At 70.6% G+C, this 15,504-nt stretch carries 9 protein-coding genes; 5 read left to right on the plus strand and 4 right to left on the minus strand.

The window, feature by feature from the left end; genetic code table 11:
• Positions 1–71: 71 nt before the first annotated feature.
• A complete protein-coding gene (leuS, locus tag ABN034_RS11390) occupies positions 72–2,618 on the minus strand; it encodes a leucine--tRNA ligase (protein ID WP_349690963.1) in 2,547 nt (848 codons plus the stop codon).
• Between the two features lie 205 nt (positions 2,619–2,823).
• Positions 2,824–3,273 carry an ATP-binding protein gene (locus ABN034_RS34340; protein WP_502879010.1) on the minus strand — a complete coding sequence of 150 codons (450 nt, stop codon included), beginning with the start codon at positions 3,271–3,273 and terminating at the stop codon, positions 2,824–2,826.
• Here ABN034_RS34340 and ABN034_RS11400 point away from each other — a divergent pair.
• Complete coding sequence (locus ABN034_RS11400; RefSeq protein ID WP_349690964.1) at positions 3,238–6,522, plus strand: AfsR/SARP family transcriptional regulator; 3,285 nt, start codon at positions 3,238–3,240, stop codon at positions 6,520–6,522. The two genes, ABN034_RS34340 and ABN034_RS11400, sit on opposite strands and share 36 nt — an antisense overlap.
• A gap of 46 nt (positions 6,523–6,568) precedes the next feature.
• On the opposite strand, the gene ABN034_RS11405 is transcribed toward ABN034_RS11400, so the two are convergent.
• Entirely contained in the window at positions 6,569–8,218 is a 1,650-nt protein-coding gene (locus tag ABN034_RS11405; RefSeq protein WP_349690965.1) for an SLC13 family permease, read from the minus strand.
• 308 nt (positions 8,219–8,526) lie between these two features.
• Here ABN034_RS11405 and ABN034_RS11410 point away from each other — a divergent pair, with 308 nt between their 5' ends.
• From ABN034_RS11410 to ABN034_RS11425, 4 genes are all read left to right on the plus strand, one after another.
• The gene (locus ABN034_RS11410; RefSeq protein ID WP_349690966.1) at positions 8,527–10,197 is read left to right on the plus strand and encodes a hypothetical protein; all 1,671 of its coding nucleotides are present in this window, start codon (positions 8,527–8,529) and stop codon (positions 10,195–10,197) included.
• A gap of 101 nt (positions 10,198–10,298) precedes the next feature.
• Positions 10,299–10,847, plus strand: a complete 549-nt coding sequence (locus ABN034_RS11415) for a Uma2 family endonuclease (RefSeq protein ID WP_349690967.1) — start codon at positions 10,299–10,301, stop codon at positions 10,845–10,847.
• 35 nt (positions 10,848–10,882) lie between these two features.
• Entirely contained in the window at positions 10,883–13,777 is a 2,895-nt protein-coding gene (locus ABN034_RS11420) for an SCO1167/SCO6262 family helicase (protein WP_349690968.1), read from the plus strand.
• Positions 13,774–14,691, plus strand: a complete 918-nt coding sequence (locus ABN034_RS11425; RefSeq protein ID WP_349690969.1) for an SWIM zinc finger family protein — start codon at positions 13,774–13,776, stop codon at positions 14,689–14,691. Before ABN034_RS11420 ends, ABN034_RS11425 begins: the two co-directional genes overlap by 4 nt.
• On the opposite strand, the gene ABN034_RS11430 is transcribed toward ABN034_RS11425, so the two are convergent.
• Positions 14,679–15,485: a class I SAM-dependent methyltransferase gene (locus ABN034_RS11430; protein WP_349690970.1), complete on the minus strand. Its 807-nt coding sequence runs from the start codon at positions 15,483–15,485 to the stop codon at positions 14,679–14,681. The two genes, ABN034_RS11425 and ABN034_RS11430, sit on opposite strands and share 13 nt — an antisense overlap.
• Positions 15,486–15,504 lie beyond the last annotated feature (19 nt).

A 15,504-nucleotide genomic window follows, 5' to 3' on the forward strand; every position in this document is an offset into this window, starting at 1 on the left:
GTGCAGGCCCGGTCGCGGCCACGGCAAACCGGTGGCTGCCCTACGCCGGTCACCCCGAACCGTTGGCGGTCTCACCCCGGGACGATGTTGACGAGCTTGGGCGCTCGCACGATGAGCTTGCGGATCTCGCGGCCACCCAACGCCGCCTGGACCTTCTGCGACGCGAGGGCGAGGTCCCGCAGCTCGTCCTCCGAGACGTCCGGCGACACGTCGAACTTGTCCCGCAGCTTCCCGGCGATCTGCACCACGGCGGTCACCGACTCGGCCGCCGCCAGGCCTTCGTCGTACGCCGGCCAGCCCGCCAAGGCGACCGTGGGCTCGTGACCTAGGCGTTCCCACATGTCCTCGGCGGTGTAGGGCGTCACGACGCTCAGCATCACCGCCAGCGCCTCCACTGCCTCGCGCACAGCGGGATCGGCGGGACCGCACCCGCTGTCGATCGCCTTGCGGATGGCGCTGGTCAGCTCCATCAGCCGGGCGATTCCGACGTTGAACTTGAACGCCTCGACATGCTCGGTGAACGTCTTGATGGTCCGGTGCGTGACCTTGCGCAACGCCACATCGCCGGCGGCGACGTCGACCCCCGGCTCACTGGTCACATCGCCAGCCAGCCGCCAGGCCCGTTGGACGAAACGCAGGGAACCAGCCGGCGACAGGTCGGCCCAGTCGATGTCGTCCTCGGGCGGACCGGCGAACACCATCGTCAGCCGGATCGCGTCGACGCCGTAGGTCGCGAGCTGCTCGCCCAGGTCCACGCCGTTGCCCAGCGTCTTGCTCATCGCCGCGCCCTCGTTGATGACCTGACCCTGGTTGAGCAGCGCCGAGAAGGGCTCGGTGAAGTCGACGGCGCCCATGTCGTGCAGCACCTTGACGAAGAACCTGCTGTAGAGCAGGTGCAAAATCGCGTGCTCCACGCCACCGACGTACTGGCGCACCGGCATCCACCGGCGGACTGCCTCGGGGTCGAACGGGCCTTCGGTGTAGTGCGGCGAGCAGTAGCGCAGGTAGTACCAGGAGGAGTCGACGAACGTGTCCATCGTGTCCGAGTCACGCCGTGCGGGCCCACCGCACTTGGGGCATTCGACGTTGACCCATTCGCCGGCCGCGGCCAACGGCGACGTCCCCTGAGGCGCAAGGTCGGAACCCCGCAGGTCGGGCAGCTCCACCGGCAGCTGCTCGTCTGCCACCGGCACCTCGCCGCACGCCGCACAGTGCACGATCGGGATCGGGCACCCCCAGAACCGCTGCCGCGAGATCAGCCAGTCGCGCAGCCGGAAGGTGATGGCGCCCTTGCCGAGGCCCTTCTTGTCCAGCCAGGCGATGATCCGCGACTTGGCTTCGGCGACGTCGAGGCCGTTGAGGCTCACCTCGGCGTTGGCGGAGTTGATCCCCGGGCCCTCCCCGACGTACGCCTCGCCGTCGAAGTCCGCGGGCGGCTGCACGGTCCGCACGATCGGCAGGTCGTACGCCTTGGCGAAGTCCCAGTCGCGCTGGTCCTGTGCCGGGACCGCCATGATCGCGCCGGTGCCGTAGTCGGCGAGGACATAGTCGGCCGCGTAGACGGGGATGCGTTCACCGTTGACCGGGTTGATCGCGTGGACGCCCAGGAACACCCCGGTCTTGGGCCGGTCGGCTGCCAGGCGTTCGATCTCGGTCTCGCGCTTGACCTGTTCCAGATAGGTGTCGAACGCCTCCCGCTGCTCCGGCGTGCAGATCTCGGCCGCCAGCTTGGCGTCGGCCGCCACGACGAAGAACGTCGCCCCGAACAGCGTGTCCGGCCGGGTGGTGAAGACGGTGACGGGCTGGTCGCGGCCTTCGATCCGGAAGTCGACGTACGCACCCTCGGACCGGCCGATCCAGTTGCGCTGCATGGTCAGGACGCGCTCCGGCCAGGAGCCTTCCAGCAGCGTCATGTCGTCGAGGAGCCGCTGGGCGTAGTCGGTGATCTTGAAGTACCACTGGGTCAGCTCGCGCTTGGTGACCGCCGAGCCGCAGCGTTCACAGTTGCCCGCGATCACCTGCTCGTTGGCCAGCACGGTCTGGTCCTTGGGGCACCAGTTGACGAGGGACGCCTTGCGGTAGGCCAGGCCGCGCTCGTAGAACCGCAGGAACAACCACTGCGTCCACCGGTAGTACGCCGGGTCGCAGGTCTGCAGCCGCCGCGACCAGTCGAAGGACACTCCGTAGCGTTTGAACGACTCGGCCTGGGTGTCGATGTTGGCGTAGGTCCACTCGGCCGGGTGGGCGTTGCGCCGGATCGCGGCGTTCTCGGCCGGCAACCCGAAGGCGTCCCACCCGATCGGGTGCAGGACGTTGTAGCCCTTCTGGAACCAGTACCGCGCCACCAGGTCGCCGAACGCATAGGCCTCGCCGTGGCCCATGTGCAGATCGCCGGAGGGGTACGGGAACATGTCGAGCAGGTAGCGCCGCTCCCTCGGGTCAGGCTCTGCCACCGGGTCGTCACCGGCGAGCCGGTCGGCCCGGAAGGGGTCCATCCGCTGCCACACGGGAAGCCATTTGGCCTGGATCGTCCCGAAGTCGTACACCTCCGGGCCGCCGCCGGGCTGGCCGTTCTCGTGGGGCTGGCCGGTCGGGCTGGCTGAGCTGGTCTCGCTCATCGTTTCCTGCTCCGTCGAAAGGCTGAGGCTGGTGGGCTGCGCTGGACTGCCGTGGCGAGAAGCCGAGCCCTACCGGGCCGCCGCGCCGCCACGCCTGGGCGCCGGTGAACCGGGTGCCCAGAATGAAGAAACCCCTCGCGCAGGAGGGGTTGCCGCGCCGACGCGGTGCGCGCTCGAGTTCGCCGCTGCGGGCACCCGCTTGAGGTCAGCGCGGCTCGATAAGGAGCAGAGCCAGTCGCACGCGGTCAGGGTAGCGCACCCGTCGGCTCGCCCGTCCTGCAGCGTGCTCGGTGTCAACCCGAACCCGGTTGATCAAGGACGGCCCAGTCGACGTCGCTGGGATCCGACCCGGTTGAGCATCCGACGGGGTGGGAGGGAGCCGGATCGTGAAGGTCGACCCCCGCCCAGGAGTGCTGGTGACGTCGATCCGGCCGCCGTGTGCCTCGACGAGGTACTTGGCGATGGCCAGGCCGAGGCCGGTGCCACCGGGCGGGCAGGGGCGGCGCGGTAGAGCCGCACGAAGACGAGGGGCCCATGGGTGTATCGAGTTGTTCGAGCCATCCGGCGTACGTAACAATCGGGCAACAGAGGCGATCGTGGGCGGGGGCGTGGGTGAGAGATGCGCATCCGAATCCTCGGACCACTCGAGGTCCATGACGGCGCCGAGTGGCGGCGCCTCGGAGCCGCCAAGTGGCGGTCCCTGCTCGCGACCCTGACCGTCAACACCGGCCACCCCGTCTCGATCGAACGACTCATCGACGAGCTGTGGGTCGACCAGCCACCCCGTGGTGCGGTCAACCAGATCCACGGCTACGTGATGCGGCTCCGCCGAGCCCTCGGCGACGCCGACAGCCAACTGCTGCGCACCCGGTCACCGGGCTACGAGCTCGCCGCGCAGCCTGGTGACATCGATCTGGACAGGTTCCACGACCTGGCCCAGCAGGGGGCGATGGCTCTCGCCGAGGGCGACTCCGACCGCGCGGCCACGCTGCTGGCGGAGGCGCTGGAGCTGTGGCGAGGACCGGCGTTCGCCGACGTCAGCGCGACGACCTGGCTCCAGTCCGAGGTCGACCGGTTGGAGGAGGAGCGGCTCGGGGTCCTCGAGTCCCGGGTCGAGGCGGACCTGCTCCGCGGCCGCCATGACGAGCTGGTGCCCGAGCTCCGGTCACTCCTCGACGAGCACCCCCTGCGCGAGCGTCTCTGGGGACAGCTGATGCTGGCCCTCTACCGCGCCGGGCGCCAGGCCGACGCCCTCCATGCGTACCAACAGCTTTATCGCACCCTCCACGCCGAGCTCGGCATCGAGCCGGGTAAGCCGCTACGCGACCTCCAGCTGCGGATCCTCACATCCGATCCCGACCTCGACCCCGTCGTCCCGGTGCCCCCGAGCGAGCCGGAACGTTCTGCCGGCGAACCACCACCCACGCCCGGTCGGTCACTCCCGCTCCCCCGCCAACTGCCGGCCGACATCGCCGACTTCACGGGACGTGCCCACGCACTAGCCGACCTCGACGCTCTCCTCGCCGGGACGAGCCCGCCCGGACGTCCGTCACGGAAGCGGAGCGCGGTGGTCATCTGCGCCATCGCCGGCAGTGGGGGTGTCGGCAAGACGACACTCGCGATCCACTGGGCCCATCGGGTCGCCGTCCGCTTTCCCGACGGACAGCTCTACGTCAACCTTCGCGGGTACGCCCATGGCACGCCGCTCGAACCAGCCGACGTGCTGCCGCGGTTCCTCCGGTCGCTCGGCGTCGACGCCGAGGCGATTCCGGTCGACGTCGAGGAGGCGGCGGGCCTCTACCGTTCGCTCCTCGCCGACAAGCGGGTCCTGGTGGTCCTCGACAACGCCACCAGCCCCGAGCAGGTACGCGCCCTGCTGCCGGCGAGCCCCCACTGCGCCGTCGTCGTGACCAGCAGGAGCACCCTCGCCGGCCTGGTCGCGGTCGACGGCGCCCACTCCCTCGACATCGGCCGGCTGCCGACCGCGGATGCCGTCGAACTCCTCGGCCATGTCCTCGGGTCCGAACGGACCAGCCGCGAACCCGACGCCACCGCCGACCTCGCCGAGCTGTGCGCCGGACTGCCCCTCGCCCTGCGGGTGGCCGCCGCCAACCTTGCCGCCAACCCGCACCGCGAGATCGCCGACCTCGTGAGCGAGCTCCGCAAGGACAACCGGCTCGACCACCTGCAGATCGACGGCGACCTGCAGAGCGCCGTACGCACCCTCTTCGACTTCTCCTACGTCAAGCTCGGCGCGCCGGAGCAGGCGTGCTTCCGGCTACTGGGCGTGGTGCCCGGCGGCGACTTCACTGCCGACGCCGTGGCAGCACTGCTGGGTACCACGCGTCAGGAGGCCGCCCGCCTCCTCGACCACCTTGTCGACGTCCACCTGATCGAACGCAGGAGCGCCGACCGCTTCGCCCTCCACGACCTGATGCGCCACTACGCGACCGAACGAGTCGAGCAGGAGACCAGCGAGCCCGAACGCGACGACGCCGTGGCCCGGCTGCTCGACTGGTACGTGGGCCAGGCGTACGCGTGCGTCGAGCTCCTCAGTCCCCTCTTCCTCCGGCTGCCCGCGACCGAACGAACCGCCGTCCACCCGGCGAACTGCTCAGCATCCCGCACCCCCACCCACCCGATCATCGGTCCGCGCGATCGGTCCGGCGCCCTCGCCTGGCTCGACGCCGAACGCGCCAACGTCGTCGCCGCCGCCCAGCTCTCCTCCGAACGCGCCGACGACCGCCACGCATGGTTGCTCTCCGACGCGCTGCGCTGCTATTTCCACCTGGGGAGCCAGCATGCGGACTGGCTCGCCGTCGCCCGACTCGGCTCGCTGGCGGCGGCCGCCAACGGTGACCTCCACTGCCAGGTCGCTGCGCAGCTCAGCCTCGCCCAGGTCACCTACCACATGGGGAACCATCCGGTCGCCCAGGCAGAAAGCGAGCGTGCACTCGAGCTCAGCCAGCGGGCGGGTTGGACCGAGGCGGAGATCTTCGCGCTCAACCTGCTCGGAGTGGGCCACCTGCAGATCGGTCAGGTCCCACCTGCTGTCGACCGGTGGGAACGAGCCCTCGCCATGGCTCGCTCGCTCGGACGCGACGGGCTGACCTATCTCGGCAACCTCGCGATCGCCTACACCCGTACCGGTCAGCTCGACCAGGCGATCGACAGACACGGCCAGGTGCTCGCCCTGCTGGTTGGATCCGGGGCGGATGACGGTCCGGACGCCGGGACCACCTACACCGACCTCGGCGAGGTTCATCGGCTGCGGGGCAACGTCGACCTCGCCCGCGAGCATCTCCAACGTGCGCTCGACATCCATCAGCGCAACGGATCGCGGTTCGGGGTCTTCTCCACTTCGTTCAGCCTGGCCGAACTCGACCTCGACCTCGACCGGCCCGCAGACGCCGCCCGCCATATCGCGGTCTGCGCACGCACGTGGCGTGCCACCGGTGACACGCAGATGGCCCTGGACCTGCACCTCCTGCTCGGCGACGCCCACCTGCACGCGGGGCGCCACACCGACGCTCTCCGCGAGTACGAAAGCGCGGCCGAGCTCACCCGCGAGAGCGGCTACCACTACGAACGCGTCATGGTGCTGATCGGGATCGCCGCCACGCAGGGCAGGCTCGGTCGCTCAGCCGAGGCCATCCGCACCGCCGAGGCCGCCGCCTGCGATGCCGAGGCGTCGGGCTACCGCCTGCACGAGGCCCGCGCGAGGACGGTGCTCGCCGAGGCGTTCCTCTCCAGTGGACAGCTCGCACCTGCCCGGCGGGCGGCCGAAGCTGCCCTGACGCTGCACCATGCCACCGGCCATCATCTCGGCGAGACACGCACCGCGCGCCTCCTCGCGTCCATCGAGAGCGTCGACGAACCTGGTTCACCGGACGGCAACGACTGACTCCAGCACCGACGACCAGAGGTGGCGAGCAGAGCTGACGGCCAGGTCAGCCGCCGATCCCGGTGACCACGACCATCAGCGGCAGAAGCAGGGCGATGAGGATGGCGCCGGCAATGTCGAAGGACACACCCGACCGCGCCATTGTGGTGATCGGCACCATGCCCGATCCGTAGACGATCGCGTTCTGTGGTGTCGAGACCGGCAGCATGAAGCCGAACGACGCGGCGAAGGTCGCCGCCAGGGCCGGGACGAACGGATCGACGCCGGCGCCGAACGCCACCGAGATGACGATCGGCACGACCACGGTGGCCGACGCCGTGTTGCTCGTCGTCTCGGAGATGACGATCGCCAACAGGATCGCGAAGATCGTGATCGGCACCACCGAGTCGATCCCGAACACCTCCGCCGACGACGTGCCGATCGTCTTCGCGAGACCGGTACTGCTCAGCAGGGTGCCGAGCACGATGCCCGCGCCGAAGAGCAGGATCGTCCCCCAGTCGATGCGGCTCGCCTCGCTCCACGTCATCGTGAACCTGCGCTCGCGCCAGCTCACCGGCAGCAGGAACAGCAGCGAGGCGGCGAGCACCGCGACCATGCCCTCGTCGAGGACGTCGCCCACGCTGGTGTACACCTGCGAGTCGTCACCCGCGATCAGCCCGACGACGCCGGGCAGGAGCCACAGTGTCACCGCGGTGCCGAACGCGATCAGCGTGTTGCGTTCGTACGCCGACAGCGGGCCGAGCTTGCGCCGCTCCTGCGCGACGTACTCCTCGAGGCCCTCCAGGCGCTTCACCTCCGGCTTGTTGAGCACGAGGAGGACGACGGCGAGCACGACGAACATCACCGCTGAGATGGGCAGCGCGGCCGCCATCCAGCTGAAGAAGCTGATCCGCTCACCGGTGGCCTCCTCGATCAGGCCGCGGCCGATCAGGTTGGGAGGGGATCCCACCGGGGTGAGGAGACCGCCGACGCTCGCGCCGTAGGCCAGCATGAGCAGCAGGGCGACAGCGACGCGTGGATTGGTACGCCGGGCCAGCAGCTCCTCGCGCACTGTTGCCGGGGCCGCAGCGTCGGCGTTCGCGCCGCTCTGGTTGGCCGCGCCGCTCTGGTCGGCCGTGTCGCCGGTCTGCCGCGAGCGCCCCGTCGCACCCGCCACGGTGCCGAGGATCGCCACCGCGGTCGGCAGCAGCATGGCGACGGTCGCGGTGTTGGAGACGAACGCCGACAACGCACACGTGATCAGCCCGAACGCCACGACCGTCCGCGTCGTCGAGGCGCCGACACCGCGGACGGCGAGGATCCGAAACGCGAAACGCCTCGCCAACCCGTGCCGCAACATCGCCTGGGCGAGGATGAACGCGCCGATGAAGGTGAAGATGGTCGACGAGCCGAACGGCGCCAACACCTCATCCGCCGGCGCGACACCCAACAGGGTGACGACGACGACCCCGATCAGGCCGCCCACCGGCAGCGGGACTGCCTCCGTGATCCACAGGGTGATGACGAACACCAGCACCGCGGCCAGCCGCTGTTGGGCGTCGTCGAGCCCGAGCGGGAGGAGAAGGAAGACCACGAGCAGAGCCGGCGCGAGGAACAGTCCGAGCGTCTTGCGGCCCCGTTCGAATCGTTCCTCCGCCGCGGAGACCATCTCCTGGCCCAGCGGTGTCGGGTCTGTCGTCGACGGCGACGAGTTCATGCGGTAACCACCTCCACGGCTGCCGGACGGTGTGCGAAACCGAGGTGTCTGCGTAAGAAAGCGTGGGAGCATGACCTTCGCGGTAGTCCAGCACACATTGCCCAGTTGATGGAGATTCGAACGAAGTTGGCGCATTTCGGCCTGACCGGCCATCCCGCGGTGCGGGCGGTGGGGACTTCGCGCCCCGTCCACAGAGGCCGATGCAGGTCTCGCGGCGGGCATGAAAGGCTTCGCCGCATGAGCGAGCGGATCGGTCAGCACAGCGCGCGACGTGCCTCATGGGTGCGCGCAGCGAAGCGAGGTCACGCATGAGCCCGAAGAGTCGAGGACGCCGACGTGATCAGCGCCGTCCCACCGATCGCCGCCGTGCTCAGCGTCGTGCCGCCACGTCGAGCGAGCGAGGCGACCAGACCGCGGCGTTCGTCTCCCAGGTCCTCCAGGCGGCCGCGCAACTCACCACCCTGACGTCGCCACTCGAGGCGGAGGCGTTCGCCTCCAGTGTGGCCGGGGCGTGGTGGCAGCAGAGCGGGCACGCGGCGTACGGCCCCACACTCGTCGCCCGCGCCCAGCAGGCGGCCACGCCGGAGGCGGCGGCGCTCCTGCACGGTCTCGCCGCCGTCGCCGAACCCGGCCTCGACGCGGCGGCCCGAGCCGCCCTCGACGACGTCGCGAAACACGACCTTCCCGCGCCGGCATGGGCGACGACGGTCGGGCGTGCGCAGGTGCGGGAGTGCTTCACCGTCGACGACGAACTGGGAGATGCCAGCCAGGTCATCCTGACTTACTCCTACGCCGACGAACCCGCGCACGCAGTCGTCGTCCTTGTCGACCACAACCTCGGCGGCATCGCCAAGGACATCTGGGTCACCGACGCGGCTCCCCTCGTGGAGAGGGTCCGGGCGACGGTGGTTGAGGATCCCGGGCTGCTGCTGGCCGACGCCGATCCGGCCGCGCTCCGGCCGCTGCTCGCCGACGCGATGGCCGCGACCGACCAGGCGGTCGAGCCGCCGGTGAGCGACAACTTCCCGCAGTTGCGTGCGCTGTTGCTGGCCCGGGTCCGCGCGTTGCCCGACGGCGGCACGCGACCCGACGTTCCGCCGTGGTCGGAGCAGGACCAGCACGACCTCGTCGCCGAGTTCGTCTCCTCGCCCGAGGCCGCCGCCCTGGCGGAGGAGGCCGACGTGCGAAGCGAAGCGCTGGAGGCCATCGCCCTCGAGTTGGTGGCGTACGGATGTGAGCACGACCGCGGGCGCCCGCTCCGGGTCAGCGCGACGAAGCTCGAGGTGTTCCTGCTCGGCTGGCTGCCCATGACCGGGCTGCTGGACAGAGGTTTCGCGAGCCACATGCCTGCGGTGCTTCCCGCCTGGGTGCGGTTCGCGGCCAGGCGTACCTCCCTGTCCGCCGAAGCACTTGCGGAGACGTTGACGGCGGCGGAGACCTTCGCACCCCAGTTCGTCGAGGCGTACGACGATCCGGACCGGTGGGGGCCCGCCCGAGTCGCGGTCGAGTCGATGCTCGCCGACATCGACCCGGAACGCGACGACGCCGACGAGGTCTTCGCCCGCCGGATGTTCGCGCTACCGGAGATTCCCGGGCCGGACTTCGACGCCGATGACGAGAGTTCCTTCCTCACGGTGACAGAACGGGAACATCCCGAGCACGCCGCCGTCCTTTCCGATCCGGCCGCCGACCCGGTCGTCGATGGCGTCAACGTCCGCCTGCAGGCGGCGACCCATGCCGCTGTCGCGCGGCAGCTGTGGTTCGACGATCCGCCCGAGGTGTGGACCACCGCGCAGCGCCTGCTCGACGCCGGCTACGACCGGCACGACGTCCTGCATGCGCTCATGTATGTCCTGACCACGCAGATCCAACAGACCGTCGCGGCCGGGGCACCGGCGGATCCGGACGCCTACCGGGCCGCTCTCGACGCCCTGCCGGAGTCGTGGGAGAAGACGTTCGCGCACAAGGCCGGCGACTGAGGCATCACGGGACCTGTGGATGGCCGGATGCTGTGGATGACGCGGCACGCGACCTTGATCATCTGCGGCAGCATTGGACGGCATGACCCACGGGAGGAAAGATGACTGCGGTGACGCAGTTGCCCTACGGTCGGGCGTTCACCTGGGCCGATCTCGAGGCGATGCCCGATGACGGGCACCGTTACGAGCTCATCGACGGGGTGCTCATCGTGAGCCCCACACCGCGCCCGCTGCATCAGCGGGTCGTCGCAGAAGTGACCACACTTCTGAGGGAAGGCTGCCCACCCGAGCTCGAGGCACTGCCGGGGCCGGTCGACGTACGCCTCGCCGAGGACACGGTCGTCGAGCCGGATGTCATCGTCGCCCGGCGTGCCGACCTCACCGACCGGGGGCTGCTGCAGGCACCGCTCCTCGCCGTCGAGGTGCTTTCGCCCGGCAACCGGGGAGTGGATCTGGTCTCCAAACGGAACCGGTACGAGAGCAGCGGTTGCCGGTCGTGCTGGATCGTCGATCCGGACATCCCCTCCCTGCTCGAGCTGCGGCTCCGCGACGGTCGCTACGTCGAGACCGCCCATGTCAAGGCCGACGAGGCCTTCCCCACCGACGCTCCCTACACCGTCAGCTTCACCCCCGCCGCGTTGATCTCCTGACCCCGCTGTCGGTCCCGACCGCTATCGTGCGAGGGGTGCCGAGCCACCTCGAGGCGGTCTTCGTACCCGCTGATCCGCCCCGCGCCGGCAGGCTCGCCCTGTGGCACCCGACCGGTCCAGCCGCCGGCCACGGCGACGACACGACCATCGAGGTGGTTGTTCCGGCCGGTTCGCGCGTACGCCGGTCCCAGGTGCCCGCTCGGCTGGTCCCGATCACCGACGCACTCGACCTGTTGGCCGCCGTACCCACCCAGGAGGCGAGCGTCTCCCTCCGCGCCTGGTCCGCCGCCGCGTTGGCGGGACTCGGCCTGGTGGCGCGCGGCAAGCTTGTGCCGTCCAGGAGCCCCGGCGGGTTCGGGGCCTGGCAGGTCGGACCACTCGAACCGTCCGACCGCGCCTGGGTCCGGGAGCTGGCGGCCGCGATGCCACCGACTGCCCATGCGATACCGCTGCCCGGTACCCAGCCGGTGCGGTTGCCTGACCCGGAGGGGGCGGTGCTGGCGTTCTGGGACGCCATCGCCGACACCTTGGCTCGCGGCGGGCGCGACGGCGGTGAGGACGGCGACGAGCGGGGCGACGGACAGGCGTCGACCGGTGTGGCGGCGTTCGCGGCGAGCGAACCCATTGCGTTGACGGGTGACACCGGCTGGCTCGACGAGATCGGCCAACTCGACCACGCGGGTGCTCGGCTGGTCCTGAGGATCGAACCGCCCGAGTGCCTTGACGCAGAGCTGGCCTGCACAGGCGAAGGATCGGCGACCACCGGTGCGGTCGCGCGCCCGAGTGACGCCACCACGGCGGCGCCCGCCGGCACCGAGGACGTGTCCTTCCGGGGTGTCCTCCAGCTGCGCAGCGTCTCCGACCCCAGCCTGTTGGTCGACGTCGCCGACCTCTGGGACGCGCCCGCGGTCGTCCTCGACCGGCTGGGGTCGCGAGCCGAGTCGGATCTGCTGCTCTCCCTCCGCAGGGCCGGCAAGATCTGGTCGCCGCTCAAGACCGCGCTCGAGGACTCCCGGCCGACCGGGATCGACCTCACCGACGCCGACCTGGACGACCTGCTCTCGACCGGTGCCAGCGCACTCGACAGCGTCGGAGTCGAGGTGTTGTGGCCGAAGGACGTCTTCGGCGCCGGTCTGCAACTCAAGGCCCGCGCCACCGCCACCCCGACACCGGCGGGCGCAGGAAAAACACAGTTCACCCTGGCGGACCTGCTGGAGTTCCGCTGGCAGCCCACGCTCGACGGCGAGGGGCTGACCGAGGACGAGATCACGGCGCTCGCCGCCGCCAAGCGTTCGTTCCTGTGGCTGCGCGGACGATGGGTGAAGGTCGACAGCCACCTGCTCGACCGGCTTCGCCGTCGTACGCACGATCGGATCGGTGGCGCACAGGCACTCGCGGCCGCGCTCACCGGCGAGCTCGAGGTGGCCGGGGAGCAGGTGGAGTTCACCGCCGACGGCCCGGTGGCCGACCTGGCCGAGGTCCTGTCCCGCGCCGCCGGCGACCGGGACCTCGACCCGCCACCTGACCTGCAGGCGACGCTGCGCCCTTACCAGCAACGCGGTCTGGCCTGGCTCGCCCATCTCACCGGGCTCGGTCTCGGTGGCTGCCTCGCCGACGACATGGGCCTGGGCAAGACCGTGCAGCTCATCGCGCTCCACCTGCACCGGCGCCGCCTCGGGCTCGGGCCCACGCTGGTCGTCTGCCCCACGTCACTGCTCGGCACCTGGCAGCGCGAGCTGGCCCGGTTCGCACCTGACACACCGGTACGCCGCTACCACGGTGGCAGTCGCCGCCTCGATGACCTCGCGGATGACGAAGTGGTGCTCACGACGTACGGCGTGACCCGGCGCGACCATCCCCGGCTGGCCGAAACGCCATGGGGGCTCGTCGTCGCCGACGAGGCGCAGCACGCCAAGAACCCGCTCGCCCGCACCGCCCGCGCGCTGCGGTCCATTCCAGCCGCCGCCCGCGTCGCACTCACCGGCACGCCGGTCGAGAACCGACTGTCCGAACTCTGGTCGATCCTCGACTGGACGACCCCGGGGATCCTCGGGCCCCTCGAACGTTTCCGGCACCGGCTCGCGGTCCCGATCGAGCGCTACCACGATCCGGCGGCCACGGAACGGTTGAGCCGGCTCACCCGACCGTTCCTGCTGCGACGCCGCAAGTCCGATCCCGGCATCGCGCCGGAGCTGCCGCCCAAGACCGAGAGCGATGTGGTCGTCTCGCTGACGACCGAGCAGGCCACCCTCTACAAGGCGGTCGTCGACGAGGTGATGGCCGAGGTGGAGCAGGCCGAGGGCATCGCGCGCCGAGGGCTCGTGTTGGCGCTGCTCACCGCACTGAAGCAGGTCTGCAACCATCCGGCGCAGTACCTCCACGAGGCCGGACCGCTCCCCGCCCGGTCGGGCAAGCTGGCCGCCCTCGACGAGCTGCTCGACGTCATCCTCGCCGAAGGCGAGTCGGTGCTGATCTTCAGCCAGTACGTCGAGATGTGCCGGCTCCTGCAGGCGCACCTCGAAGCCCGCGGCATTCCACTACTGTTCCTCCACGGCGGGCTCGGCGCCCGGAAGCGGGAGCAGATGGTGGCGGCGTTCCAGGCTGGCGAGGCCCCGGTGTTCCTGCTGTCGCTGAAGGCCGGCGGCGTTGGCCTGACGCTCACCAGGGCCACCCATGTCGTCCACTACGACCGGTGGTGGAATCCCGCCGTCGAGGACCAGGCCACCGACCGCGCGTACCGGATCGGCCAGAACCACGCGGTCCAGGTGCACCGGTTGGTTACCGAGGGCACGCTCGAGGACCGGATCGCCACGGTGATCAACACCAAACGCGAGCTGGCCGACTCGGTGGTGGGCAGCGGTGAGGCCTGGATCGCCGAACTCAGCGACGCCGAGCTGGCGGACCTGGTCGCGTTGGGAGACCGACCGTGACTTCCACCCAGGAGCCGTGGTGGGCCGACCGTGACGAAGAGGACCACCGGCCGCCGGCCGCGCGTGGGCGTGGGAGCCGGCGGACGTTCGGGCAGTCCTGGTGGGGCGGGCAGTGGGTGAGTGCCCTCGAGGACCGCGCCGCACTCGATCCCGGCCGGCTCTCCCGTGGCCGTTCCTACGCCCGGCGTGGCGCTGTCGACCGGCTCACGCTCGCGCCAGGACTCGTCATGGCCTCGGTCCAGGGAAGCCGCGCCCTCCCCTACACGGTCACGGTCCGGGTGACGACGTTCGACAAGGACGAGTGGACGCGGGTACTCGACGCGATCGCCGCCCAGATCGGCCGCGTGGCGGCGCTGCTCGACGGCGAACTCCCACCGGAGGTGGTCGATGACGTCGGCGGCACCGGTCTCGGACTGCTGCCAGGTCCGGGCGAGATCCAGCCGCGTTGCTCCTGTCCAGACGTCGGGGATCCCTGCAAGCATGCCGCGGCGGTGTGCTACCTGATCGCGGATGCGATGGACGAGGACCCGTTCGCGGTCCTGCTCCTGCGCGGACGGCCTCGTGGCGAGGTGTTGTCGGCACTGCGGGCCCGTCGCGCGTCTGCCACACCCGGGAGCGGACGTACGTCCGACGACGACGCTGCGGCGGCGGTGAGGTCGGGCCGTGCCGGCGACATCACCGAGGTCGCTGGCGTCGTCGCCCGGGACGCCTACGCGCGGGCGGGCGATCCCCGACCGGCCGTCCCGGTGCCGCCGCTGCCACCGGACCGGCCGAGCCAGCCGGTCACCGTCGCGGTCGATCCCCCGCCGGGGTCCGGCATCGACCCGGAGGCGCTCCGCCTGGTGGCCGCCGCTGCCGCCGAACGGGCGTGGCGGCTCGCTACCGCCGACCCACCGGGCCCTCAGTCGCCCTGACCACGAACAGCCCGGTCGACTCCCGTCACCGTGGGAAGGACGAACGCACCGGTCGCCGTCTCCGGGCACGCCCGAAGGTAGCCACGGATCCGGGCAAGGACCTGTGCGCGTTCGTCCTCGGCCATGACGATCAGCGACGATCGGGTCGCCGTTCGCGCCACGAGCGCCTCGGTCGTCAGCTGCTGCGGCGACGCGAACTCGGCGCGCTCGACCGAGCCGAACGCCTCATGCCCCGCCAACGTGCTCTGGTCCTCCTGCCAGGTCTCCAGATCCCTGGGGAGCTCCGACACCTCGGCGAGCCCGGCGACCCAGGGCACGCGTACGTCCTCGAGGTTCCACAGTGCGCCGACCACACCACCGGGTTTCAGCACCCGGGCGATCTCAGCCATCGCCTGGTCCAGGTCGAACCAGTGGAACGCCTGACCCGCCACCACCGCGTCGACGCTCTGGTCAGGCACCGGTATCCGCTCCGCGCGCCCGCTCAACGTCTGGACCCGCGGCAGTCGGCGGCTCAGTTCGGCGAGCATCGCCGGATCGGGCTCGACGGCGACGACCTCCGCCCCTTGTCCCACGAGAACCTCGGTGAGCTTGCCCGTTCCCGCCGCGAGGTCGAGGACGGCCAGCCCACGCAGGTCGGGGGAACCACTGTCCGTCACCGGGTCCAGCGCCCAGCGCACGGCCTCGACCGGGTAGCTCGGCCGGTTCTCGGCGTATGCCTGGGCCTTGGTGCCGAAGGCCGTCGCCCGGTGGGGTGCCTCGGCGCTGCCGCCACGTTCGTTCCCGATGGTCTCCACGCCCGTCAACGTATCCGAG

Origin of the sequence: Actinopolymorpha sp. B11F2 (assembly GCF_040195635.1) — a bacterium.
GTDB lineage: Bacteria > Actinomycetota > Actinomycetes > Propionibacteriales > Actinopolymorphaceae > Thermasporomyces.